Origin of the sequence: Curtobacterium sp. SP.BCp (assembly GCF_051903255.1) — a bacterium.
Classification (GTDB): Bacteria; Actinomycetota; Actinomycetes; order Actinomycetales; family Microbacteriaceae; genus Curtobacterium.
This window is the reverse complement of the sequence record NZ_CP194338.1, coordinates 1,499,588-1,523,408: the sequence shown is the minus strand read 5'-3', so window position 1 is coordinate 1,523,408 and position 23,821 is coordinate 1,499,588. Positions and strand designations below refer to the sequence as shown.

19 protein-coding genes are annotated in these 23,821 nt (G+C 69.5%); 8 read left to right on the top strand and 11 right to left on the bottom strand.

Annotated features, from left to right (window positions below; translation table 11 throughout):
- Positions 1-17: 17 nt before the first annotated feature.
- On the bottom strand, positions 18-1,466 hold the full coding sequence (locus ACRQ4C_RS07390; protein WP_439690674.1) for a dipeptidase: 1,449 nt from the start codon (positions 1,464-1,466) through the stop codon (positions 18-20).
- A 52-nt stretch (positions 1,467-1,518) separates the two neighbouring features.
- On the opposite strand from ACRQ4C_RS07390, the gene ACRQ4C_RS07385 reads away from it, so the two are divergent.
- Positions 1,519-2,094, top strand: coding sequence for a DUF3043 domain-containing protein (locus ACRQ4C_RS07385; RefSeq protein ID WP_290132079.1), 576 nt, complete (start codon positions 1,519-1,521; stop codon positions 2,092-2,094).
- Between the two features lie 591 nt (positions 2,095-2,685).
- On the opposite strand, the gene ACRQ4C_RS07380 is transcribed toward ACRQ4C_RS07385, so the two are convergent.
- The 3 genes from ACRQ4C_RS07380 to hisD are packed head-to-tail and all read right to left on the bottom strand — an operon-like array spanning position 2,686 to position 5,558.
- Positions 2,686-3,762 (bottom strand): quinone-dependent dihydroorotate dehydrogenase, encoded by a 1,077-nt coding sequence (locus ACRQ4C_RS07380; protein ID WP_439690673.1) that lies wholly within the window; start codon positions 3,760-3,762, stop codon positions 2,686-2,688.
- Positions 3,759-4,238: a transcriptional regulator NrdR gene (gene nrdR, locus ACRQ4C_RS07375; protein WP_290132081.1), complete on the bottom strand. Its 480-nt coding sequence runs from the start codon at positions 4,236-4,238 to the stop codon at positions 3,759-3,761. Before nrdR ends, ACRQ4C_RS07380 begins: the two co-directional genes overlap by 4 nt.
- Before the next feature lie 12 nt (positions 4,239-4,250).
- Positions 4,251-5,558: a histidinol dehydrogenase gene (gene hisD / locus ACRQ4C_RS07370; RefSeq protein ID WP_439690672.1), complete on the bottom strand. Its 1,308-nt coding sequence runs from the start codon at positions 5,556-5,558 to the stop codon at positions 4,251-4,253.
- A gap of 48 nt (positions 5,559-5,606) precedes the next feature.
- On the opposite strand from hisD, the gene ACRQ4C_RS07365 reads away from it, so the two are divergent.
- The 5 genes from ACRQ4C_RS07365 to ACRQ4C_RS07345 all read left to right on the top strand — a co-directional run bounded on the left by ACRQ4C_RS07365 (position 5,607) and on the right by ACRQ4C_RS07345 (position 11,801).
- Positions 5,607-6,581 carry an FkbM family methyltransferase gene (locus ACRQ4C_RS07365; protein WP_439690671.1) on the top strand — a complete coding sequence of 325 codons (975 nt, stop codon included), beginning with the start codon at positions 5,607-5,609 and terminating at the stop codon, positions 6,579-6,581.
- Positions 6,582-6,862: 281 nt separating this feature from the next.
- Positions 6,863-8,029, top strand: a complete 1,167-nt coding sequence (locus ACRQ4C_RS07360; protein ID WP_439690670.1) for a rhamnosyltransferase WsaF family glycosyltransferase — start codon at positions 6,863-6,865, stop codon at positions 8,027-8,029.
- Complete coding sequence (locus tag ACRQ4C_RS07355; RefSeq protein WP_439690669.1) at positions 8,026-9,441, top strand: glycosyltransferase family 2 protein; 1,416 nt, start codon at positions 8,026-8,028, stop codon at positions 9,439-9,441. Before ACRQ4C_RS07360 ends, ACRQ4C_RS07355 begins: the two co-directional genes overlap by 4 nt.
- Positions 9,442-9,452: 11 nt before the next feature.
- Positions 9,453-10,556: a glycosyltransferase domain-containing protein gene (locus tag ACRQ4C_RS07350; RefSeq protein ID WP_439690668.1), complete on the top strand. Its 1,104-nt coding sequence runs from the start codon at positions 9,453-9,455 to the stop codon at positions 10,554-10,556.
- Positions 10,557-10,694: 138 nt separating this feature from the next.
- The gene (locus ACRQ4C_RS07345) at positions 10,695-11,801 is read left to right on the top strand and encodes a hypothetical protein (RefSeq protein ID WP_439690667.1); all 1,107 of its coding nucleotides are present in this window, start codon (positions 10,695-10,697) and stop codon (positions 11,799-11,801) included.
- Between the two features lie 67 nt (positions 11,802-11,868).
- Here ACRQ4C_RS07345 and ACRQ4C_RS07340 read toward each other — a convergent pair whose 3' ends face one another.
- Positions 11,869-12,597: an ABC transporter ATP-binding protein gene (locus tag ACRQ4C_RS07340; RefSeq protein WP_439690666.1), complete on the bottom strand. Its 729-nt coding sequence runs from the start codon at positions 12,595-12,597 to the stop codon at positions 11,869-11,871.
- Positions 12,594-13,412 (bottom strand): ABC transporter permease, encoded by an 819-nt coding sequence (locus ACRQ4C_RS07335; RefSeq protein ID WP_439690665.1) that lies wholly within the window; start codon positions 13,410-13,412, stop codon positions 12,594-12,596. The genes ACRQ4C_RS07340 and ACRQ4C_RS07335 overlap by 4 nt, the downstream gene beginning before the upstream one ends.
- 146 nt (positions 13,413-13,558) lie before the next feature.
- Between ACRQ4C_RS07335 and ACRQ4C_RS07330 the strand changes: the two genes are divergently transcribed.
- Together ACRQ4C_RS07330 and ACRQ4C_RS07325 are read left to right on the top strand one after the other, a co-directional pair.
- A complete protein-coding gene (locus ACRQ4C_RS07330) occupies positions 13,559-14,932 on the top strand; it encodes a glycosyltransferase family 4 protein (protein ID WP_439690664.1) in 1,374 nt (457 codons plus the stop codon).
- The gene (locus ACRQ4C_RS07325) at positions 14,929-16,389 is read left to right on the top strand and encodes a glycosyltransferase family 2 protein (RefSeq protein WP_439690663.1); all 1,461 of its coding nucleotides are present in this window, start codon (positions 14,929-14,931) and stop codon (positions 16,387-16,389) included. Before ACRQ4C_RS07330 ends, ACRQ4C_RS07325 begins: the two co-directional genes overlap by 4 nt.
- A gap of 175 nt (positions 16,390-16,564) precedes the next feature.
- On the opposite strand, the gene ACRQ4C_RS07320 is transcribed toward ACRQ4C_RS07325, so the two are convergent.
- From ACRQ4C_RS07320 to ACRQ4C_RS07300, 5 genes are all read right to left on the bottom strand, one after another.
- The gene (locus ACRQ4C_RS07320; protein WP_439690662.1) at positions 16,565-17,359 is read right to left on the bottom strand and encodes a hypothetical protein; all 795 of its coding nucleotides are present in this window, start codon (positions 17,357-17,359) and stop codon (positions 16,565-16,567) included.
- A gap of 1 nt (position 17,360) precedes the next feature.
- Positions 17,361-20,843: a DNA polymerase III subunit alpha gene (dnaE, locus tag ACRQ4C_RS07315; RefSeq protein ID WP_439690883.1), complete on the bottom strand. Its 3,483-nt coding sequence runs from the start codon at positions 20,841-20,843 to the stop codon at positions 17,361-17,363.
- Positions 20,844-21,402: 559 nt separating this feature from the next.
- Positions 21,403-22,326: an RluA family pseudouridine synthase gene (locus ACRQ4C_RS07310; RefSeq protein ID WP_439690661.1), complete on the bottom strand. Its 924-nt coding sequence runs from the start codon at positions 22,324-22,326 to the stop codon at positions 21,403-21,405.
- Between the two features lie 10 nt (positions 22,327-22,336).
- On the bottom strand, positions 22,337-22,990 hold the full coding sequence (gene lspA, locus ACRQ4C_RS07305; protein ID WP_439690660.1) for a signal peptidase II: 654 nt from the start codon (positions 22,988-22,990) through the stop codon (positions 22,337-22,339).
- A gap of 2 nt (positions 22,991-22,992) precedes the next feature.
- Positions 22,993-23,682, bottom strand: coding sequence for a DivIVA domain-containing protein (locus ACRQ4C_RS07300; protein WP_290132098.1), 690 nt, complete (start codon positions 23,680-23,682; stop codon positions 22,993-22,995).
- Positions 23,683-23,821 lie beyond the last annotated feature (139 nt).

Here is a 23,821-nt window from a genome sequence, read left to right as displayed (position 1 = left end):
GTCCGTCCTGCAGCGCGTCAGCGCGTCGCGAGCCGCGCCAGCAGGATCGTCTCGGACGCGATCGCGCGGTGCAGGACGCCGAGGTGCTGCGACTCGTTCGGGCTGTGCGCGCGGGTGTCCGGGTCCTCGACGCCCGTGACGAGGATCTGCGCGTCCGGGAACTCCGCGGCGAGGTCGGAGACGAACGGGATCGACCCACCGATCCCCTGCTCGACGGCGTCGGCGCCCCATCCCTCGCGCATCGCCGTCCGCGCGTCCTGCACGGCCCAGCCGGCGGTGTCGACGAGGAAGCCGTCACCGGCGTCGGGCTCGCTGATCTCGAGGCGGGCGCCGAACGGCACGTGGGCGTGGAGGTGGCGCTCGACGGCCTCGTACGCGTCGGTGGCGGACTGCCCGGGGGCGATCCGGACCGAGACCCGCGCGGAGACCGTGGGCAGCAGGGTGTTCGACGCGTTCGCGACACTCGGCACGTCCATGCCGGTCACCGTGATCGACGGCTGGAACCACATCCGGCTGAGGACCGGACCGGTGCCGACCGGGCGGACGCCGGGCAGCAGGGCGGCGTCCGCCGCGAGCTCCTCGTCGGTGCGCTCGGGGACGTCCGCGTCGTACGAGGTCAGCCCCTCGACCGCGACCGAGCCGTCGTCGTCGTGGAGCGAGGCGAGCAGGCGCACCATCGGGATCATCGCGTCGGGCGCCGCTCCCCCGAACATCCCGCTGTGGCTCGCGTGCTCGAGCGTCGTGAGGGTCAGCTTGAACGTGGCGTTGCCGCGGAGCGACACCGTGATCGAGGGCACCTCGGCCGACCAGTTGTCGCTGTCCGCCACGACGATGACGTCGGCGGCGAGGTGCTCCTTCTGCTCCCGGAGGAACGTGCGGAACGACCGGGAGCCGAACTCCTCCTCGCCCTCGACGAACAGGACCACACCGAGGTCGAGGTCGTCGCCGAACTGGGCGTGCAGGGCGCGGAGCGAGGCGATGTGGGTCATCACGCCGGCCTTGTCGTCCGAGGCGCCGCGGCCGTAGAGGCGGTCGCCGCGGAGGGTCGGCTCGAACGGCGGCGTCTCCCAGAGCGCGTCGTCGCCCTGCGGCTGCACGTCGTGGTGCGCGTAGAGCATCACCGTCGGCTTGCCGTTCCGTGCCGGGCGGACCGCGAGCACGGCGGGCTGGCCGAGCTGCTCGTCCGCGTGCTCCTCGGCGACGTCCGACGTGGCGCCCTCGAACGCGGAGCGGACGATCCGGACGTCGTCCGCGGCGAAGACCCCGGTCGACCGGGCCAGGTCCGCGACGGCCTCGGCGCTCGCCCGGACGTTCGCCGGGTCGAACGCGGACCACGACACCGAGGGCAGGCGGACGAGGGCGGACAGGTCGGCGATGGTCGCCGGCAGCGCCCCCTGCACGTGTTCGCGCAGGGCGTCGAGGAGTGCGGGGTCGGTGGCTGCTGCGTGCTGGTCGGTGTCGGTCATGTCCCGTAATCTAGAGGACGATCCAGCACGCAACCGCAGTCAGGAACGCACCGTGGCGAAGGCAGCCCCCAAGACCAACACGACCGTCAACCCCACCGAGGACGAACTCCTCGAGCAGGGCAAGGGCCGGCCGACGCCGAGCCGTCGTGAGCGTGAGGCCGCGAACCGTCGTCCGCTCGTCGGCAACTCCCCCGCCGACAAGAAGGCCGCGCGCGCCCGACTGAACACCGAGCGCGAGAAGGCCCGCGTCGGCATGGCCAACGGCGAGGAGCGCTACCTCCCGGCGAAGGACCGCGGCGAGCAGCGTCGGTTCGTGCGCGACTGGATCGACGCCCGCTGGAACGTGGGCGAGGTCATGATGCCCGTGCTCGTGATCTTCCTCATCCTCGGGTTCGCCGCCGCGCAGACCGTGCTCGCCTCGTACGCGCTGCTGCTCGTGTGGGCGTTCGTCGCGCTGTTCGTGCTCGACTGCGTCGTCCTCTGGCTGTCCCTCCGCAAGAAGCTCACGAACAAGTTCGGCTCGATGCAGCGCGGGACCTTCCTCTACATCCTCACGCGGGCGTGGCAGCTGCGGTTCCTCCGCCTGCCGAAGCCGCAGGTGCGTCGCGGGCAGTACCCCGCCGTCTGACCTGGCTCGTCCCCCGCGGAGCGCCGCTCCACCTCGGTCGGGCGGCGCTCCTGCGTGTCGGGCGAGGGCGCGGGCGGCGCGGGCGGCGCGGGCGGCGCGGGCGGCCCGTCGTGTGCGGGCCCGGGCGCACCCGGCGGGTGACGTGGGTTGGTCGCACGACATGCCGCTCACGTTCGGCTGGGCCGACCGATCGTGCGACCAACTCGACCCGCGCACGGCACGTCGTGCGACCAAACGGCGTGGACAACGCGAGACAACGCGTCACGTCACGACACGACACGACACGACACCGGACGGGAGGCGCGGGGCGGACCGGCACCGTGCCTCCCGGCCGGTGGTCGGTCGGCGCGGTTCCTCGACTCGCCGTCCACGAGACCGCCAGCGAGCACGACGTCTTTCGTCGACGCGGCCGCACGGCCGCACGGCCGCATGGCCGCATGGCCGCCCTCCGGACGGTCGCGACTCCCCGTCACCGAGACGGCCGACGGTCACGAACCGTCGCTTGACCACGCCGAGAGCGACACTCCGCGACCACTCGCCGGAACCGAGCGGGGTGTCATGACCACCCCACCCCGCCCCACCCCGGCGGCGTCAGCGCGCGGCGCGCCGCAGCCGCCGACGACGTAGGTGGTTGATCCGCGCCGCCCAGGTCGGCCCCTCGTAGAGGAACGCCGTGTAGCCCTGCACGAGCGTCGCCCCCGCGTCGATCCGGTCCTGCACGTCCCGCTCGCTCGTGACCCCGCCGACCGCGATCACGCAGAAGTCCTCGGGCACGGCCGCACGGACGCGGCGCAGGACCTCGAGCGAGCGCGCGGCGAGGGGCGCTCCGGAGAGTCCCCCGGCGCCCATGGCCTCGACGTCGGCCGCGGGTGTCTTCAGCCCCGAGCGGTCGATCGTGGTGTTGTTGGCGATGACCCCGGCGAGCCCGAGCTCGACCGCGAGCCCGGCGATGGCGTCGATCTGCTCGTCCGTGAGGTCCGGCGCGATCTTCACGAGCACGGGCGTCCGGCCGGCGGCGTCCCGCACGGCGGTCAGGAGCGGCCGCAGCTGGTCGAGCTCCTGGAGGCCGCGGAGCCCCGGGGTGTTCGGCGAGCTCACGTTGACGGCGAGGTAGTCGGCGAACGGCGCCAGGAGCCGGGTGGACTCGAGGTAGTCGTCGATGGCGTCCGCGACGTCGACCACGCGGCTCTTGCCGATGTTGACGCCGATGACCGGGCGGCCGGGGTTGCGCCGGGCCCGTTCGAGCCGGCGCGACGCCGCGGGAGCGCCGTGGTTGTTGAACCCCATGCGGTTGACGAGCGCGCGGTCCGGGATGAGCCGGAAGAGCCGGGGCTTCTCGTTGCCTGGCTGCGGCTTCGCCGTGATCGTGCCGACCTCGACGTGCCCGAATCCGAGCACCCCGAGCCCCCGGATGCCCTTGGCGTCCTTGTCGAACCCGGCGGCGAGGCCGAACCGCGACGGGAAGTGGATCCCCATCGTCGTGATGCCGTCCGCCGCCGACGGGCGCGAGGACCGCTCGACGAGCCGACCGATGAACGGCACGTGCGGGATCACCCGGATCACGGCGAACGCGAGGTGGTGGGCCCGTTCCGGGTCCATGTTCGCGAACACCGAGCGGAAGACGACCTCGTACCCGCCGCGGATGGCCCGCTCGACGCCGACGCTCACGCGTCAGCACCCTCGGCGCGGGAGGCTGCGTGGTGGTCGAGGCGGAGCTGCCCGATGGCGTCCTCGAAGTCCTCGAGGGAGTCGAAGGCCTGGTACACGCTCGCGAAGCGGAGGTAGGCGACTTCGTCGAGCTCTCGGAGCGGGACGAGGATCGCGAGCCCGATGTCGTTGGCGTCGATCTGGCTCGACCCGGACGAGCGCACGGTCTCCTCCACCCGCTGCGCCAGGACCGCGAGATCACCGTCGGTCACGGGGCGGCCCTGGCACGCCTTCCGCACACCGGAGACGATCTTGTCGCGGCTGAACGGCTCGGTCACGCCGTTGCGCTTCACCACGTTGAGCGATGCGGTCTCGGTGGTCGAGAAGCGGCGCCCGCAGTTCGGGCACTGGCGACGGCGACGGATGGAGGTGCCGTCGTCACTCGTGCGGGAGTCGACGACGCGGGAGTCCGGGTGGCGGCAGAAGGGGCAGAACATGTCGGACCCAGGCTACCGGCTCGTGCGCTCCGTCACGGCGGCCCCGTGCGCCGGCAGCTGCTCCTCCGTCGCGAGCGCCACGATGTGCGGCGCGACCTCGGCGAGGGCCTCCGGCGAGTACCGGATGACCTGCTGCGGCCGGAGGAACGTCGACGCGGAGAGCCCCGAACCGAAGCGGGCCTGCCCACCGGTCGGCAGGACGTGGTTCGACCCGGCCAGGTAGTCGCCGAGGCTGACCGGCGTGCTCGGCCCGACGAAGACCGCCCCGGCAGCGTCGATGTCGGCGAGCACCGCGTCGTCGGCGGCGGTCTGGATCTCGAGGTGCTCCGGCCCGTACGCGTTGCTCACGGTCGCGGCGTCCGCGAGCGAGTCCACGAGGACGACCGCCGACTGCGGTCCGTCCAGTGCGGCCTGGAGGCGCGTGGCGGTCCCGACGCGCGCCGTGCGTTCCGGGATCGCCGCCTCCACCGCGTCGGCGAACGTCGCCGAGGTGGTCACGAGGACGGCGCCCGCCTGCTCGTCGTGCTCGGCCTGGCTGACGAGGTCGGCCGCGACGTAGCCGGCGTCGGCCGTGTCGTCGGCGATCACGAGGATCTCGGTCGCGCCGGCCTCGGAGTCGATGCCGACGGTGCCGCGGACGATCCGCTTCGCCGCCGCGACGTAGTTGTTGCCCGGACCGGTCACGAGGTCGACGGGCTCGAGGTCGATCTCCGGCACGCCGTACGCCAGCGCGCCGATCGCCCCGGCACCGCCCATCGCGTAGACCTCGTCGACACCGAGGAGTCCGGCCGCCGCAAGGATCGTCGGGTGCACGTGCCCACCGTGGTCGCGCTGCGGCGGGGACACGAGCGCGATCGAGCCGACGCGGGCGACCTGTGCCGGGACGACGTTCATGACGACGCTCGACGGGTACACGGCCTTGCCGCCGGGGACGTAGAGGCCGACGCGGCGCATCGGCTGCCAGCGCTGGTGGACCTCGGCGCCGTCGGCGAGGGTCGTCACCGAGCCGGCGGGCACCTGCGCGGCACTCGCGGCACGGACACGGCGGATCGCCTCGTCGAGGGCTGCGCGGAGCTCGGGGGTGAGCCCGGCGACCGCGGCGGCGATCTCGGCAGCGGGGACGCGGACGTGCGACGGCGCTCCCCCGTCGAACCGCTCGGCCTGCTCGCGGAGCGCCGTCGCACCGTGCTCCCGGACCGCGTCGACGAGCTCGCGAGCGGCGTCGACGGCGTGCGAGACGTCGCCGGCGGCGCGGGGCATGAGTCGGAGGAGTTCGGCACGGGCGGGCAGGCCGCCGCGGAGGTCGATTCGCTGCATCATCAGGTCGCCAAGCCTACCGAGCACCACTGTCACGCTATCCTCCCGATCGTGGAGGGGATCATGGACGATTCAACGTTGCGGGACGTCATCACCACCGACGGGACCCGTATCTGGTACGACTCATCGGATCGACGCGGTGAAGCCCTTGCGCGGGCCCGCGGAGACGTCAACCCCTCCTCAACACGGTTGTGGCGAGCGGCCGTCGAACTCGCCCAGTTCGACTGCATCGTCGATGTCGGCGCGAACTACGGCGAGATGCTCGCGAGCATCGACCTGTCGAAGGCTCAGACGGTTCTGGCGTACGAGCCGAACGAGCGACTCCTCCCGGCGCTCCGACGCACGCTCGGCGCTCTGGCGGCTGACGTGCGACTCCGCCCCGTCGCGGTCGGGCGCGTCCCCGACACCTCGGTGAACTTCGCACCGAACACCTCGTGGTCCGGGAAGAGCCGCGTCGTGACCGACGGGACCGCATCGTCGGTCACGGTCCGGTCGACGACGCTCGACAGCGAGGTGGCGCGCACGCCGACGTCACTCGCGGTCAAGATCGACGTCGAGGGCGCAGAGCTCGACGTCATCGGCGGCATGCACCGACTCATGAACGAGGCCGACCTCGTCGTCATCATGCTCGAGATCCTGCACATGAGCGTCCAACAGGTGAGCGAGCTTACGAAGGTCTGGCCGACGTACGTGCTCGTGGAACGATCCGGAGACCTCGTCCGGCTCCCGACGAATGCTCCGTTGGAGACCGGAATGATCCTGCACGAAGGGACCGTCCACCGTGAGAACGCAGTCCTGATCGCAGGTCGTGAGGCCGCCGCGTTCATCGCCGCGCGCCAGGAGCTGCAGAGGACGGCGGCACCCATCGACACAGCGGCGCCGGACCTTCGAGCGACGATCAGGAGGAAAGACCGCGAGATCGCCCGGCTCCGTGCGTCCCTCGATCGTCGCTCCGTGAAGCTCGCCACCCAGGTGACTGACAGCCTTTCCGGGTGGATGCGGCGAGGCCGCTCGCACGACCGTTAGGCTCGTCCTGACCCGAGTCCCCCTCAAACCAGTGGGACGACGACAGCCCCGATCCGACCGCGCGCGACGACTTCGTGTGATGATTGCGCCCGCACAGCCCGAGGAGCCCTTCCGTGCGACCGTCCGACGTCCCCCGAGTGCTACGCGACATCGCGCGTTTGAACGCGCGGTACCTCCGCAACAGCGAGTTCCGTGCATCGGTCCTCGGCCGAGTGCCGCGGCCCGGGCCCGTCGCTGGACCGAGCGCCCGTCGCCAGCACGCGCGTGCTGAGCTCGACGCCGTGCCCGCTGCCGCACGGCCGTACCACGAACTGGTCGAGACGAGCCTCGCCCTGAGCCCGATCACGCTCGATGACAGCCGGTCGGTCAACGTCGTCATCGGTGAGATCCGGGCCGGCGGCGCCTTCGCCGGCATCCAGACCGCGGTCACCGTGGGCTTCGCGCTCGCCCGGCGCCTCGGGCTGCCGATGCGCATCGTCATGGTGGGCTGGACCTCGTCCGGGAACAGCGCCGCCGCCGCCGCCGAGGTCGTCCGTTCGCGCTTCCCGGACGAGGAGGCTCCGCAGGTACTCGCGCGTGAGGACCTCGTCGGCGCGACCTTCGGGTCGGACGACGTCTGGCTCGCGACGCACTGGAAGACCGCCCACGCGGTCGACGTCGCGGCGACGGCCGGCAAGATCCGCCGCGAGAACGTGACCTACCTCGTGCAGGACTACGAACCCGGCTTCAGCCCGTGGTCGACGGAGTTCGCGATCGCGCGTTCCACGTACCATGCAGGCTTCACCTTCATCGTGAACTCGAGCCCCCTCCGTGATTTCCTCGCCCGGGAGGAAGGGGTGCACGTCCCGGACGACCGCGTCTTCGCACCGCACCTCGACCTCGATCTCCTCCGGTCCGTCGCGGCCCGCCGGGATCGGTCGGAGGCCACACGGGTGTTCTTCTACGGACGCCCCAGCAAGCACCGCAACCTCTTCCGACTCGGTGTCGCCGCACTCAAGGTCGCTGCGGCCGAACTCGACCCCTCCGTCCAGGTCGAGTTCGTGTCCGCCGGTGAGAAGCACAAGACCGTCGGCCTGGGGAACGACCGCAGCTTGACCAGCTTGGGGACGCTTCCGTGGGACGAGTACTTCGACTTCGTCTCCGGCGCGAACGTCGTGCTTTCCCTGCAGTACAGCCCGCACCCGAGCCATCCGCCGCTCGACGGCGCGATCTCAGGAGCTCGCGTCGTCACCAACGAGTTCTACGGCACGCGCGGCGGGATGCACCCTCGGATCGTGCCGGCGAACGCCGAACCGCGGGCGCTCGGACTGGCCATCGCCCAGGCGGTGCGCGAGGCCGCGGCGAGCGGACCTGCTCCCTTCGAGGACATCCCGGCGGGTCGACTGGGCGGTCCGATCGACACTGCGATCGACAACCTCGTCATCGCGCTGGCGGAGGCCGCCCGATGACGGCCCGACGCGGGGTCCTCGTGGTCGTACCCGTGTACGGCGACCTCCCGTCCGTCCTCGACTGCCTCGGAGCACTCGCCGAGACCGTCGAAGCCGACCGTGATCGCGTCCTCATCGTGAACGACTGCGGGCCGGACGTCGACGCGATCGAGCGCGCGGTCGTCGAGAAGATCGCCGAGCTCGAGCACTTCCGGTACGAGCGGAACGCCGAGAATCTGGGATTCGTCGGCACGTGCAACCGGGCGGTCGGCGAACTCGACCGGTCCGATGCCGACGTCATCCTGCTCAACAGCGACGCCCTGCCGACCGCCGGGTTCATCGAGGAGATGCTCGCCGTGCTCGACGCGGACGAGCGACACGGCGCAGTGACGGCACGGAGCAACAACGCCACGGTTGCGAGCCTGCCGTACCGACAGACCAACCGGGGCGCTCCGAGGACGTTCGAGCGCACCGCAACGGTGCATGCGGCCCTCCGTGAGCATCTCCCCCAGTGGTACGTGGCGCCGACCGCGATGGGATTCTGTCTCCTCATCCGCCGATCGCTCATCGAGCGGTTCGGACTCTTCGACGACGTCTTCGCCCCCGGCTACGGGGAAGAGAACGACTTCTGCATGCGGATCGGAGCAGAGGGCTACCGGTCGCTCATGGCAAACCGTGCGCTGGTGTTCCACGCCGGTTCGGCGAGCTTCGCCAGCCGGTCGCGCAACGCGCTCCGGGCGGCTCACCAGAAGGTGCTCGAGGCGCGGTACCCGAACTGGGCGGAGCTCGTGCGGGGCTTTGTCCTCGACGGCCAGCGGCGTGTCGACCACTTCGCGGATGCGGTCGTCCCGACGGCGCAGAAGCCGCGAGTCGCCCTCGACCTCCGTGGTGTTCCGGCCGGCACCGCCGCAACGCTCACGCGGGCCGTCAAGCCGGTGCACCAGGAGTGGGACCTCGAGGTCGTCGACGACTCGGGCGAGCCCAATGCCGACGACCTTGTGACGCGCATCGTCATGCCGCTCTCGTCCGCGCTGTCGGCGGACCGCTTCCGTCAGGCGGACGCCAGGGGCGTGCAGCTCGTACTGGTCGACGACGTCAGCACCGGGAGCGGCCCGGACTACGACGCGGTTCGGGCACGACGTGCCGATGCGCTGCGGCGTGTGGCGGACCAGGTGGTACCGGACGCCGATGCGATCGACGGCACCGTTCCCGACTTCCTCGGTGAAGCGTTCCGCCGCCAGGCAGCGCTGCTCGAGACCCGGCACGATCTGGCCCTCTCGACAACGGCCGAGAAGCCGGTTCGTGACGTGCGGGCAGAAGCAGAACGGGCGAAGGCCGTGCAAGAACTCGCTGATGTGAAGGCCAGTCGTTCCTACCGTTTGGCGCAGCGGATCTCCCGGGCGGCTGCGCTGCGTTCCGGGCGCAGGCGCTGACGAGGAGGACCATGGAAGACGTCACGGTCTACACCGCGCTCATCGGCCGTCACGAGATCCTGCAGCCGCAGCCGCTCGCGCGCTTGTCGAAAGCACGGTGGGTCTGCTTCACGGACGATCCTGATCTCGAGTCCGATGACTGGGAGGTCGTCCGCGTGGATCCGGTGTGGGCTCCGGATCAAGTACGCAGCGCACGTCGACTGAAGATCCTCGGCCCGGACGGCGGCTTCGACACCGCACTCTCCCTGTGGATCGACAACCGCGTGACGCTCGTAGCGCCGCCCGAGGACTTCGTCCCCGGTCTCCTGCGGGACGCCGACCTCGCAGCGTTCGCGCACAGCTTCCACGACACACTCCTCGATGAGTTCGTAGCGGTCGCGGAAGCCGGCCTCGACGACACGGCGCGTGTCCATGAACAGCTGTTCCACTACGCCCGGTCGCCGATCGGAGGCGACGAGATGCTCGCTTCTGCCCCGATCTGGACCGGGCTCCTGGCGCGACGAACGGTCGAGACCGTCGACGTCGCGATGCGGCGATGGTGGGAGCACGTCCTCCGGTACTCGCGCCGCGACCAGCTGTCGTTGCCCTTCGTGTTGGCCGCTTGCGACGTCAGGAGGAACGTCCTCGTCGGCGACAACCGCGCGTCCGACTTCCACGAGTGGCCACGCCTCTCCCCTCAACTGGGCAGGTCTGACCGTGCATCGATCAGGCAGCTCCTCCTCGCTCCGCTCGAGCAACTCAAGGACGCGACCAGTCGTGTGGCGACGTTGGAGCACGACCACCGACGTGACCTCGAACGGATCAACGGTGAGATCGAGCGAGCACACGGACGAGCGCGACGAGCCGAGGCTCGGGTGGAGGAGGTGTCGAACGAGCTCGCTGAGGCTCGCGACGTCGCCGGAGCGCAGCGCCGCGCTGCCGGCCGTGCACGCCGGAAGGCCGAACAGCTCCAGGAGCGCCTCGACTCGATGATCGTGACGGAGGATCGGCTCCGAGCTGTCGAGGCACGTCTCCGAGCGTTGACACAAGAACGCGATGCGCTCCAGGACCGCATCACGACGATCGAGGAGTCTCGTGCCTGGCGGACGGTTCAGTTCCTGCGGCGTGTGCGGTGATCCGCATCCGGCTGTGAGGGGCTTCTCATACTGAGGTTCGCTCTTCTAAGCTGGCGTTCCAGGACCGCCACCCGAAGCGGTCCACGAGAACGGACCCTCATGGATCACCCTCAACGCGCCACTGCTCGCAGCCGGCGCATGCTCGTTCCGCTCGCGGCGCTGGTGAGCGCAGCGGGCCTCCTGCTCGCCACAGCCGGCCCAGCCGATGCCGCGAGCACGTTCACCACCCAAGCGCCGCGGATCTCCGGTGCAGTACAGGTGGGATCGAAGATCACCGCGATCTTCCCGACGTGGAAGCCAATGCCGACGGCGAAGGGCTACCGCTGGCTGCGCGACGGTTCGACGATCAGCGGCGCCACGAAGTCGACGTACACCCCCACCGCACAGGACAGAGGGCACCGTCTCTTCCTCACCATCATCGGAGCCAAGAGCGGCTACTCGCAGGCGACCCGCACGAAGGACCTCGGCATCGTCGCGACCGGGGCCGCCCCGAAGGCAACCATCGGACCGAAGTTGAGCGGCTCGGCGACCGCTGGCGGCACCCTGACGACGACCTCGGGAACCTGGAACACCTCCGGGTTGTCCGTGCGCTACCAGTGGCTCAGGAACGGCTCCATCGTCAAGGACCAGACCAAGCGGACGTACCCGGTGTCGAGTGCGGACTACGGTGCGACGTTGGCATCGCGCGTGATCGTCTCCAAGTCGGGCTACGCAGACGGAAGCGCGCGCAGCGCCGTCACCGGCAAGATCGGACGCCCGGCGGCCGCGTTCTCCGGGAACGGGGTCTTCGCCGTCGGCTCGAAGATCAAGCCGGGCACCTACTTCTCGTCCAACACGAGAGGCTGCTACTGGGAGCGGCTGAGCGGCGCCTCCGGCGACTTCGAGGACGTCATCGAGAACGACTTCGGGAGCGGGCAGCGCATGATCCGCGTCGGCAATGACGACCGGTACGTCTCGTTCTCGGACTGTGGCTCGTGGTACCCGATCGCCTCGGCGGGTCCGCGGCTGGCCAAGATCCCCGCAGACGGCGTGTATAAGGTCGGACAACAGGTCGGTCCTGGCTCGTGGCGGACGTCCTTCACGGACGGCTGCTACTGGGAGACGCTTTCGTCCGCGTCCGGCTCGATCGACGTGGTGATCGCGAATGACTACCTCGATGGCCGCGGATCGACGACGGTCGACATCTCCAGCGACGTCTACGCGTTCTCGACCAGCGGGTGCGGCACTTGGAGCAAGGTCGGCTGAGTCGATTTGACCGGTGCACGGAACGGCGGATGCCCGGTGCTCAGGCACCAGGCGTCCGCCGTTCGTGTCAGACCGTCTGGTTGTACGCCGCGATGACGTCCTTCGCGTCGCCGACCTGCTTCAGCTCGCCGTCGTCGAGCCATGCGACCTGGTCGCACATCGACTCGACCATCCCCATGGAGTGCGAGACCAGGATGATCGTCCGCCCCTCCTGCTGCATCTCGCGGAACTTCCGCTGGCACCGCTTCCGGAACGTTGCGTCGCCGACCGCCAGGACCTCGTCCACGACGAGGATGTCAGGACTGACACTGATCGCCACCGAGAAGCCCAAACGGACGTACATGCCCGACGAGTAGTTCTTCACCGGCTGGTCGATGAAGTGGCCGACTCCGGAGAACGAGACGATGTCGTCGAACTTCCGCGTCACCTCCTTACGGCTCATACCCAGGATCGAGCCGTTCAGGAAGATGTTCTCGCGGCCCGACAGCTCGGGGTGGAAGCCCGATCCGACCTCGAGGAGCGATGCTTGCTTTCCGTTGGCGGTGATGTGCCCCTGCTCGGGCCAGAGGATCTTCGCGAGGCACTTCAGGAGTGTCGACTTGCCGGACCCGTTCTTGCCGATGAGTCCGAACGTCGAGCCGTGCGGCACCTCGAACGACACGTCGCGCAGCGCCCAGAAGTCTTCGTGCACGCTCTTCTTGCCGCGCATCACGGCGGACTTCAGGGAGCTGTTGCGCTCGTGGTAGAGCCGGAATCGCTTGGACACGTTCTCGACGGAGACTGCGACGTCGTTCACAGGAGTTCAGCCAACTTTTTCTCGTTCTTCGCGAAGATCCAGAACCCGAGCGCCAGCATGCCGAACGCGGCGCCGACACACCACAGGAGGTCGCTCGTCGCGGGCAGTCTGTTGTCGTAGAGCAGGTTCCGGAACGCCACGGCGAAGTGTTCCATGGGGTTCACGTGGTACAGGTCGACGAGCCAGGCCGTCCGCGGAGACACCGCGTTCTCCACGAGGCTGATCGGGTAGATGATCGGGGTCAGGTACATCCAGAGCCGGAGCAGGATCCCGACGAGGTGCTGCATGTCGCGAAAGTGGACGTTGATGATCGCGAAGATCATCGCGAGTCCGACCGCGAACATCGCGAGCAGGACCATCAGCACGATGGTCAGAGGGATCCAGAGCCAGATCTGCGCCCCGAAGATGACGAGCGCCACCGCGAGGACACCCATCTCGAGCAGCCAGGTGAACCCCACCGACCCCGTGGCGGACACGGGCAACACGATCCGCGGGAAGTAGACCTTCTTGACGAGCGATCCGTTCGACACGATCGAGGACATGCCTCCGTTCACCACGGCGGTGAAGAACGTCCACGGCAGGAGCCCGCACATCAGCCAGAGCGGGTAGATCGAGAGGCCGGAGGGGTCGCCGACCTCGGTGCGCGCCTTGAAGATGAACGAGTACACAAGCGTGTAGATCAGCATCAGCGCGAGCGGGTTGATGAGCGACCACAACTGCCCGAAGAGCGTCCGCCGGTACTTCCCCTTCACCTCCCGCGCGATCAGGTTGGCGAGGAGCTCGCGCGATGATGCGAGCTCTGTGAGGTAGGTCATTCGGTTCTCTCCAGGGGCGCGGAAACGGCGCCGCGGCTGATCGGGATGCTCCATTCTGTCATGACTCCGAGGCAGCCTCGGCATTGAACGGGCCGACGAGGGCGTTGCATGTATGTCCACTGGACGAAGTCGTCTAGGCTTCTCAGGTGCGAGTTATCTTCGCGAACCACAGTTCGGCGCCGGTGAACCTCGGAGGGGCGGAGCGGTCCCTCCTCCGCTTCGTGGACGACTGGCAGCGCATCGACCCGGAGCTGCAACCCGTCTTCGTCACCAAGGCGCCAGAAGGGACGTTCATCAAGGAGCTGAAGGATCGCGGCTGGCCGTTCAAGGCCTACCGCTTCCGCGGCTGGGCGCTGCCGAGCCCGCAGCCGGCTCCGGCTGCCGAGCGCGCGGCGTTCGCAACGGTGGACTATGCGTCGACCCGGGCGATGATCGAGCTCTTCCGCAAGAACCGGCCGGACCTCGTGGTGACGAACACACTCGTCGCGCCGTGGGCCTCGTTCGCAGCTGCTGCGCTCGGCATCCCCCAGGCCTGGATCGTCCGGGAGTACGGCGACCTCGACCATGGCCTCCACTTCCAGTCGGGCCGAGCGTCGACGTTCCACGACATCGGCCTGATGTCCGGTGCCGTGATCACGAACTCCGAGGCGATGAGGACCCACCTGGCGCAGTACATGCCGTCGGAGAAGATCAGCGTCGCGTACCCGGTCGTCGACATCACGAGCTTGCTCGCCGGAAGGGACGATGTCCCGGAAGTGGCACCTTTCCCTAGCGACGCGCCCGATCTCCGGCTCACCGTCGTCGGCCGGGTCGAGGAGGGCAAGGGCCAGCACCGGGTCATCGAAGCTGTCGGGGTCCTGAAGGATCGAGGACTGCGGGTCGCGGTCTGCTTCGTCGGTTCGTGGAAGCACCCGGGTTACGACCAGCACCTGCTCGACCTCGCTGAGCGGCTCGGCGTCCGCGACCAGATCGTGTTCGCCGGTGAGCAACGCAACCCTGCTCCGTACGTCCTCGCTGCCGACGTCTGTGTCACCCCGTCGACGCTCGAAGCGTTCGGGCGGACCACCGCCGAGTACATGGCACTCGGTCGGGCGGTGATCGCGTCCGCCACCGGAGGGAGTGCCGAGCTCGTCGAGGAAGGCATCACCGGCACGCTGTTCGACATCGATGACATCTCGACACTCGCCGGTGCCGTCGAGCGCTACGCTCGCGACCGATCGCTGGTCGAGCGTCACGGTGCCGCCGCCCCGGGCCGGTTGGACGCGCTCATGGCCGGGGAGCACACGAACGACGCGGCGATCCGACGCCTCCAGGCGGTTGCGCGATCGGGGAGCGGTTATCAGCTCCCTGCGATCGCTGAGTACTGGTTCTCCCTCCCGGCCGCCTACGCCTCGCTCGGTGACACCAGCGCTCGTGCAGCAGTCGGTCTCCTGCTGAACCGCCTCCGGACGCGAACCGGTACGGTCGGTCGGGCACTCGCGCTCCCCCGCGTGCTCCTGCGGAAGCTCGCACGCCGATGACGACGAGCACGCCACGCCGCCCGGTCACGATCATCGTCCCGATCTACGACGACCTCCCCGGCCTCGAACGCTGCATCGTGGCGCTCCGCGAGACAGTGGACTTCGACGTCGACCGGGTGCTGCTCGCCAACGACGTCGGTCCGAACGCGGACACCATCGAGCACCGGGTCCTCGAACTGATCGCGGACCACGACGGATTCGAGTACGTACGGAACGACCGGAACCTCGGCTTCGTCGGGAACTGCAACCGTGCGGTCCTCGAGGTCGACACGACCGGCAACGACGTCCTGCTGCTGAACAGCGACACTCTGCCCTCGGCCGGGTTCGTCGACGAGATGGCCGCCGTCCTCGCGAGCGACGACACCATCGGAGTCGTCTGTGCCCGGAGCGACAACGCGACGATCGCGTCGATCCCCTTCGCCAAGAGGAACCCGTCCGCGCGGTTCACTGCGGAGCGCGCGGTCACCGTGCACGCGACCGTCCGCGACCTGCTCCCGCGTTTGACGGCCGCTCCCGTCGCGATGGGGTTCTGCTTCCTGACTCGGCGGTCGCTCATCGAACGCTTCGGGCTGTTCGACGACGTCTTCTCGCCGGGCTACGGCGAGGAGAACGACTACTGCCTCCGCATCAACGCGCACGGCTTCCAGTCGGTCTTCGCGAACCGAGCGATGGTGATCCACACCGGATCGACGAGTTTCAGCGGCGACCGTGGCCCTTCCTTGCGGCTCGCGCACGAGCGCATCCTGCTCGAGCGGTACCCCTTCTACAGCGGCGCTCTCGCGCTCTTCCAGAGCCGGTACCGTGACGCGGTCGACGCCTTCGCCGACACCTTCGCGCCGAACGACGGCGTGGTGCGTGCGTCCCTGCACCTCCCCACGGTCGTCGACGCAGCGATGGTGCTGCGTGTGCAGGCCTTCCTCGCCGCTATTCCGGAGAGCATGGTGCTGACCGTGGTCGTCGGCAGACAGCAGTTGCGCGCAGCACGGGCGGCTTTCCCGGACGCGCGCATCGTCAGCGGCGTCCGCCCCCGTCAGGTCTACGACGTCGCGATCGCCATGGGGCCCGTGACCTCATTCGCGTCCCTGACAGCGCTCAACGCGAGTGCGCCGCGATGGGTCCTCGTCGACGCGATCGCTCCGCTCGCCCGCTGGTCGATGGCGGTCGCGCATCATCGGTCGACCGCGCTCGACCGGATCATTCGTCGGTTCGAGGACCGAGCGGTTGCGTGGACCGGTCCGGAAGATCTGGTGAGCGTCGTTGCGGCGGCAGCTTCCGAGCCGATCGTCGCGGGGCGACTTCGCGCCCGGTGGACCGCGGTCGCCGACATCGCTGAGGCGACCGGACTCATGGTCCACCCAGCGAGCGTTTCAGTCCGTCGGCTCGCAGCACTCGCGTTCGGCGCTCGGAACCCCCGCCTCACCGCACGTCTGCGCGCGATCACCGGTCGAGGCGTCTGAGTCCGACGAGCACCACGCGCCCGATCACCGGACGGGGAGGCCCGTGGCGGGACCGCACCGCGCCTCCAGTCCGATTGTTGGTCACGTGGCCGCTGACGGACCCGGCCCGCGCTGGCCCCGCCCTGCCGGCGCCGGCACGTCGGCGCCGTCACGTCGGGCCATCACGTCGGCGCCGTCACGTGAGTGCGCCGACCACCGGACGGTGGTGCGCCGCAGCGGCCGCGTCCCACGCGCCGAGCAGGTGCAGCGTCGCGATGCGGAACGCGAGGGCGCGGACGAGCAGTTGCGGCCAGTCGGCCGTACCACTGCCGAGCGCGTGCATGCGTGCCGTCGGCACGCCGTGCCAGCACACGGCGTCGACGACGGCGACGGCTTCGCCGAAGGCGGCGGGCCGCCAGTACGGCGGCCAGTCGATGACCGCGGGAGGTGCGCCGGGCACGAAGAGGACGTTGCCGAGCAGGTCGCCGTGCACGAGCTGCGACGGGAGGTCGACGGGGCGGAACGCGTGCGCGAGCCGGTCGAGTGTCGGGTCTGCCGGGAGCGGCTGCTCGCCCCAGGCCATACGGTCGGCTCGCGACCAGGCATTGCCGGAGCGCTCGGACGCGGAGTCATGGAGGAACGACGGCCGTGCGAGGTCCGTGATCGCGTGGTGGAAGGCGCGACCGGCATCGAGGACGTCCTCGACGCGCGTGGGGTCGGCTCGGGCGTCGAGGTGCTCCCAGGCCTCCCAGCCGCCGGACCGCCACGCACCGTTTGCCGTCGCGACCGGGCGGGGTGTGCGGAACTCCGGGGTGTGCGGCAGCGTCGCGAGGACGTCCGCGCGCCAGTCGGTCATGGCTGCGCCGTCGTCCGGTCGGAGCACGATCGCTCCGGCACGCCAGGTCAGCCCGCGGCCGCCCAGGAGCCGGACGGGGGCGCCCGCCGCCCCGAAGGCGCGCAGGACGGCGTCGTCGGGGCGGTCGGGCGTCACGTCACACCAGGCAGCGCGGACCGAGCAGGCTCTTCAGTTCGCCGAAGAGGTCCGGCGTCAGGTTGACCGGGAACGGCAGCTCGAACGTCCGGGCGACGTCGTCCTTGAGCAGCTTCAGCCGCACCTCGGTCGCGCCGCTGTGCCGTCCGAGCACCGCCGCGAGCTCGGTGACGATCTCGGTCGTCGCCTGACGCTCGGGCAGGCTGAGGGTCAGCGGGCCGGAACCCATGACGTCGCCCACGTTCGGCTGGAACATGCTCACCGCGTGCAGGGCCTTGCCGTCGTCGCGGACGTTCACCCGCCCACGGAGCACGACGATGGAGTCCGCCACGAGGGACGGGCCGAACTCCTGGTAGGTCTTGCCGAGGAACATGACGCCGATCTCGCCGCCGAAGTCCTCGATCTGCACGATGCCGTACGGGTTGCCCGACGACTTCGCCACACGGTGCTGCACGCTCGTCAGGAGGCCCGCGACCGTGACGGTCTCGCCCTCGACCGAGTCGTCGGCCGCGATGAGGTCGGCGATGGTGATCGACTGGTGCTTCGCGAGCTCGATCTCGAGGCCGGCCAGCGGGTGGTCGGACACGTAGAGGCCGAGCATGTCCCGCTCGAACGCGAGCTTGTCGCGCTTCGACCACTCCGGTCGGTCGGGCACCTGCGACACCGGCGCGGCGGACGGCTGCTCCTCGGCGACCTCGGCGAACAGCGAGTCGAAGTCGAACCCGACGTTGCCGTTCGCCTCGTCGCGCTTGACCTTCACCGCGGACTCGACGGATCCCTCGTGGATCTCGACCAGGGAGCGCCGGGTGTTGCCGAACTCGTCGAACGCACCGGCCTTGATGAGGGACTCGACCGTGCGCTTGTTCGCCGAGGAGATCGGGATCTTGCGGAGGAAGTCGTGGAACGACTCGAACGCGCCCTTCTCGGTGCGGGCCTTCACGATGTCGTCGACCACGTTGAAGCCGACGTTGCGGATGGCGCCCATGCCGAAGCGGATGTCGTCGCCGACGGCCGCGAAGAAGCCGATCGACTCGTTGACGTCCGGCGGCATGACCTTGATGCCCATGCGCCGGCACTCGTTGAGGTACAGCGCGAGCTTGTCGCGGGCGTCCCCGACGCTCGTGAGGAGCGCCGCCATGTACTCGGCCGGGTAGTGCGCCTTGAGGTACGCCGTCCAGAACGAGACCACGCCGTAGGCCGCCGAGTGCGCTTTGTTGAACGCGTAGTCGGAGAACGGCAGCAGGATGTCCCACAGCGTCTTGATCGCCGCGTCGGAGTACCCGTTGTCCTTCATGCCCTGCTCGAAGCCGGCGAACTGCTTGTCCAGCTCGGACTTCTTCTTCTTGCCCATCGCGCGACGGAGGATGTCCGCCTGTCCGAGCGAGAAGCCGGCGACCTTCTGCGCGATCGCCATGACCTGCTCCTGGTAGATGATCAGACCGTAGGTCTGGTCCAGGATGTCGGCCAGGGGCTCGGCGAGCTCGGGGTGGATCGGCGTGATCGCCTGCTCGCCGCTCTTGCGGAGCGCGTAGTTCGTGTGCGAGTTCGCACCCATCGGCCCCGGACGGTACAGGGCGATGAGCGCGGAGATGTCCTCGAAGTTGTCCGGCTTCATCAGTCGGAGCAGGCCGCGCATCGGGCCGCCGTCGAGCTGGAACACGCCGAGGGTGTCGCCGCGCTGCAGGAGCTTGTAGGCGTCGTCGTCCTCGAGGCCCATGGTCTCGAGGTCGAGCTCGATCCCCCGGTTCGTGCGGATGTTGTCGAGCGCGTCACTGATGATCGTGAGGTTGCGGAGCCCCAGGAAGTCCATCTTGATCAGGCCGAGCGACTCCGCTGCCGGGTAGTCGAACTGCGTGACGATCTGGCCGTCCTGCTCCCGCTTCATGATCGGGATGATGTCGATCAGCGGGTCGCTCGACATGATGACGCCGGCCGCGTGCACGCCCCACTGGCGCTTCAGCCCCTCGAGCCCGAGCGCGGTGTCGAAGACGGTCTTCGCCTCCGGGTCGGTCTCGACGACGGTGCGGACGTCGACGGCTTCCTTGTAGCGCGGGTGGTCCTTGTCGAAGATCCCGGTGAGCGGGATGTCCTTGCCCATCACGGGCGGCGGCATCGCCTTCGTGAGCTTCTCGCCCATGCCGAACGGGAAGCCGAGGACGCGCGACGAATCCTTGAGCGCCTGCTTCGCCTTGATCGTGCCGTAGGTGACGATCTGCGCGACGCGCTCGGAGCCGTACTTCTCGGTGACGTACTTGATCGCCTCACCGCGGCGCCGGTCGTCGAAGTCGACGTCGAAGTCGGGCATCGAGACGCGGTCGGGGTTGAGGAAGCGCTCGAAGATCAGGCCGTGCCGGATCGGGTCGAGGTCGGTGATGCGCATCGCGTACGCCACCATCGAACCGGCGCCGGATCCACGGCCGGGGCCGACGCGGATGCCGTTGTTCTTCGACCAGTTGATGAAGTCGGCGACCACGAGGAAGTACCCCGGGAAGCCCATCTGGTTGATGATGCCGACCTCGTAGTCGGCGCGCTCCTGCACCTCGGGCGTGATGCCGTCGGGGTAGCGGTACTCGAGGCCCTTGCGGACCTCCTTCTCGAACCAGGAGTGCTCGGTCTCGCCTTCGGGCACCGGGAACTTCGGCATGTAGTTCGCGGCGGTGTCGAACTCGACGTTGCACCGCTCGGCGATGAGCAGCGTGTTGTCGCAGGCCTCGGGAGTGTCGCGGAAGAGGTGCCGCATCTGCTGCGGGGTCTTCAGGTAGAACTCGTCGGCGTCGAACTTGAACCGGTTGGGGTCGTTCAGCGTCGCGCCGGACTGCACGCAGAGGAGCGCCGCGTGCGACTTCGCGTCGTGGGCGTGCGTGTAGTGGAGGTCGTTCGTGCCGACCAGCGGGATCCCGAGGTCCTTCGCGAGGCGGATCAGGTCGCTCATGATCCGCCGCTCGATCTCGAGCCCGTGGTCCATGACCTCGGCGAAGTAGTTCTCCTTGCCGAAGATGTCGCGGTAGTCCGCCGCTGCCTTGACGGCCTCGTCGTACTGTCCGAGGCGCAGGCGCGTCTGGATCTCCCCCGAGGGGCAGCCCGTCGTCGCGATGATGCCCTCGTGGTACTCCTGCAGGAGCTCGATGTCCATGCGGGGCTTGAAGTAGTACCCCTCGAGCGAAGCCTTCGACGACAGACGGAACAGGTTGTGCATGCCCGTCGTGTTCTCGGCGAACATCGTCATGTGCGTGTACGAACCCGCACCGGACACGTCGTCGCCGCCACCGTCGCCCCAGCGAACGCGGGTCTTGTCGGAGCGGTGCGTGCGGGGCGTGATGTACGCCTCGGTCCCGATGATCGGCTTCACGCCGCCGGCCTTGGCGGCCTTCCAGAACTCGAACGCGCCGAACATGTTGCCGTGGTCGGTGACGGCGACGGCGGGCATGCCCTGCGCGGCCGTCTCGGCCACGAGGTCGCCGAGACGCGCGGCACCGTCGAGCATCGAGTACTCGCTGTGCACGTGCAGGTGGACGAAGGAGTCGGAATCCGACACGGAACCTCCGGTTCGCGGGAGCTGCTGCGGTGTGGGAACAGCCTAACCGCGACCACCCACATCCACGGCGCGTCGGCGTGGCGGTGCGTGCGTGCACGGCGACGCGCGCGACTGCACATCGCCGAGGTCGCACGACACGCCGCGTGCGTGCCGCCGAGGTCGCGCGGAGTGTCGCCTCGGACAGTCGAGAGCGACACATCCTGCGACCCCGGCGAACGTGGTCGGGCGCGTCGCCCACCAGCCGGCCCGTCGCCCACCAGCCGGCGCGGCGCACGCCGGCAGGGCGCCCCGTTGACGGACGGGAGGCGCGTGGCGGCCGGGCACCGCGCCTCCAGGCCGTGGTCGCGTGGCGCAGCACTGGCGCGACGCCGAGCGGTCCCGCCGGGGGCCCACCGAGGTTCCACGACTCACCGCCCCCGTGGTGCTGAGGTTCCACGGATCGGCCGTACGCGGCGCGAGATGCCGCGATCCCGGAACCTCGGCACGACGCCGAGCGCCCCCGGCGCCCCTACGCCGCGCGGATGCGGTCGAGCGCCTGCTGCAGGTCGTCCGGGTACGAGGCCTCGAACTCCACCCACGACCCGGTGCGCGGGTGCTCGAACCCGAGCCGCACGGCGTCGAGCCACTGCCGGGTCAGCCCGAGCTCCTCGGCGAGCACCGGGTCGGCCCCGTACATCGTGTCGCCCACGAGCGGGTGCCGCGTCGCCGCCATGTGCACGCGGATCTGGTGCGTCCGCCCGGTTTCGAGGTGCACCTCGAGCAGGGTCGCCGACCGGAAGGCCTCGAGGGTCTCGTAGTGCGTGACGCTCGGCTTGCCGTCCGCCGTCACCGCGAACTTCCAGTCGCTCGACGGGTGCCGGCCGATCGGGGCGTCGATCGTGCCGGAGGTCGGGTCCGGGTGGCCCTGCGCGAGCGCGTGGTAGACCTTGTCGACCGTGCGCTCCTTGAACGCCCGCTTCAGGTGCGTGTACGCGAGCTCGGTCTTGGCGACGACCATCAGCCCCGACGTGCCGACGTCGAGCCGGTGCACGATGCCTGCCCGCTCGGCGGCCCCGGAGGTCGCGATCGTGAAGCCCGCGGCGGCGAGGCCCCCGGGGACGGTCGGGCCGTCCCACCCGGGAGACGGGTGCGCGGCGACGCCGACGGGCTTGTCCACGACGACGATGTCCTCGTCGTCGTGCACGATCGTCATGCCGGGCACCTCGACCGGGACGATCCGCGGGGCTTCCTTCGGCGTCCACTCGACCTGCAGCCACGAGTCGGCGTGCAATCGATCGGACTTGTCCACGGTGACGCCGTCGACGGACACGCCGCCGGCGGCGACGACGTCGGCCGCGAACGACCGGCTGAAGCCGAGCAGCTTGGCGATGGCGGCGTCGACGCGCTCACCGGCGAGTCCGTCGGGGACGGGGAGCGAACGGGACTCGGTCACGTGCGGGACCTCACGTCGCGTCGTGGCCGAGCTGGTCGCGGCCGTCGCGCGGCGCACGCGGGTCCTCGACGAGCGGCCGGGAGGCAGTGCTCGCCTCCGCCTCGCTGGTCGCGACCGCGGCGTCCTGCTCGCGACGCTGCTTCTCGCTGACCGCGCGTGTGCCGTCGAGGTTCACCCCGAGGATGACGAGCAGCACGAAGATGATCATGCTGACGCAGATGAACGAGTCGGCGATGTTGTAGATCGCGGGCATCATCCACGGCGTCGAGATGAAGTCCACCACGTGCCCGCGGCCGAAGCCGGGCTCACGGAAGAGCCGGTCGAGCAGGTTCCCGAGCGCGCCACCGAGCAGCATGCCGAGGACGATCGCCCACCACATCGACCGGATCCGTCGGGCGAACACGATGATCGCGACGACGACGGCCGCCGAGACGATCGAGAACACCCACGTCATGTTCACCGCGAAGGAGAACGCGGCCCCGGGGTTCCGGACGTAGAAGAACTGCAGGGCGTTCCCGAGCACCGCCACGGGCCGGCCGTACGGCAGGTTCGCGACGACGATCGCCTTGACGACCTGGTCGAGTGCCACCACGACGACAGCGGCGAAGGCCAGTGCCGCGATCGCGCGGACACTGACCTTCGCTCGTGGTGCTGGTCGTGACAACGTCAGTTGCCGACGCCCGAGGCAGAGGCCGGGGCGAACCCGGACTGCTCGGTGCCGCCAGAGGTGTCGAGCTCGTTGAGCTGCCCCTGGATGTAGCTCTTCAGCTGAGCGCGGTAGTCGCGCTCGAACGTGCGGAGCTCGTCGATCTTGCCCTCGAGCTGGCGCTGCTCCTGCTCGAGCACCGCCACACGCTGACGGTTGGTGTTCTCGGTGTCGGCGATGATCTGGCGCTGCTTGGCCTCGGCGTCGGAGACGAGGCGAGCGGCCTGCGCGGTGCCCTCGGCGATGAGCGCGTCACGCTTCTCGATGCCCTCGCGGACGTGCTCTTCGTGCAGACGACGAGCGAGCGTGAGGAGGTTCGTGGTGCCCTCGGTGTCCTCGTCCGGGGAGACCGTGGCAGCGGCGGGTGCGGCAGCGGCGACCGGCGCGGGCTCCGGAGCGGCGGCGACGGGGGCCGGCTCGGGCTCGGGGGTCGGGGCGGGCTGCTCCGCGGCCTGCTCGGTCGCGGCCGGCTTCGGCGCCGACTCGGCGGCCTGCAGGCGCTGACGGAGCTCGTCGTTCTCCGCGGTCAGGCGGCGGAGCTCGACCACGACCTCGTCGAGGAAGTCATCGACCTCGTCCTGGTCGTAGCCCTCGCGGAACTTCGTCGGCTGGAACCGCTTGTTGACTACGTCTTCCGGCGTCAAAGCCATTGCCGTCACCTCAATAGAACTGCTGAACGTGTGGAACCACTACCGGTGCGACCGAATCTACCAGTCGTACCGTGTGGTGCGGATGCCGCGCCGGGGCGAGCATCGATCCCGACCACCGTACACCGACGGGGGTGGGGAG

What these genes read in the sequence shown, in the direction of transcription:
- nrdR (WP_290132081.1), bottom strand. Translation starts at nt 4,238, where the DNA reads ATGTTCTGCCCCTTCTGCCGCCACCCGGACTCCCGCGTCGTCGACTCC.
- ACRQ4C_RS07390 (WP_439690674.1), bottom strand. Translation starts at nt 1,466, where the DNA reads ATGACCGACACCGACCAGCACGCAGCAGCCACCGACCCCGCACTCCTC.
- ACRQ4C_RS07350 (WP_439690668.1), top strand. Translation starts at nt 9,453, where the DNA reads ATGGAAGACGTCACGGTCTACACCGCGCTCATCGGCCGTCACGAGATC.
- hisD (WP_439690672.1), bottom strand. Translation starts at nt 5,558, where the DNA reads ATGATGCAGCGAATCGACCTCCGCGGCGGCCTGCCCGCCCGTGCCGAA.
- dnaE (WP_439690883.1), bottom strand. Translation starts at nt 20,843, where the DNA reads ATGCTCGACGGTGCCGCGCGTCTCGGCGACCTCGTGGCCGAGACGGCC.
- ACRQ4C_RS07345 (WP_439690667.1), top strand. Translation starts at nt 10,695, where the DNA reads ATGCTCGTTCCGCTCGCGGCGCTGGTGAGCGCAGCGGGCCTCCTGCTC.
- ACRQ4C_RS07335 (WP_439690665.1), bottom strand. Translation starts at nt 13,412, where the DNA reads ATGACCTACCTCACAGAGCTCGCATCATCGCGCGAGCTCCTCGCCAAC.
- ACRQ4C_RS07325 (WP_439690663.1), top strand. Translation starts at nt 14,929, where the DNA reads ATGACGACGAGCACGCCACGCCGCCCGGTCACGATCATCGTCCCGATC.
- ACRQ4C_RS07355 (WP_439690669.1), top strand. Translation starts at nt 8,026, where the DNA reads ATGACGGCCCGACGCGGGGTCCTCGTGGTCGTACCCGTGTACGGCGAC.
- ACRQ4C_RS07300 (WP_290132098.1), bottom strand. Translation starts at nt 23,682, where the DNA reads ATGGCTTTGACGCCGGAAGACGTAGTCAACAAGCGGTTCCAGCCGACG.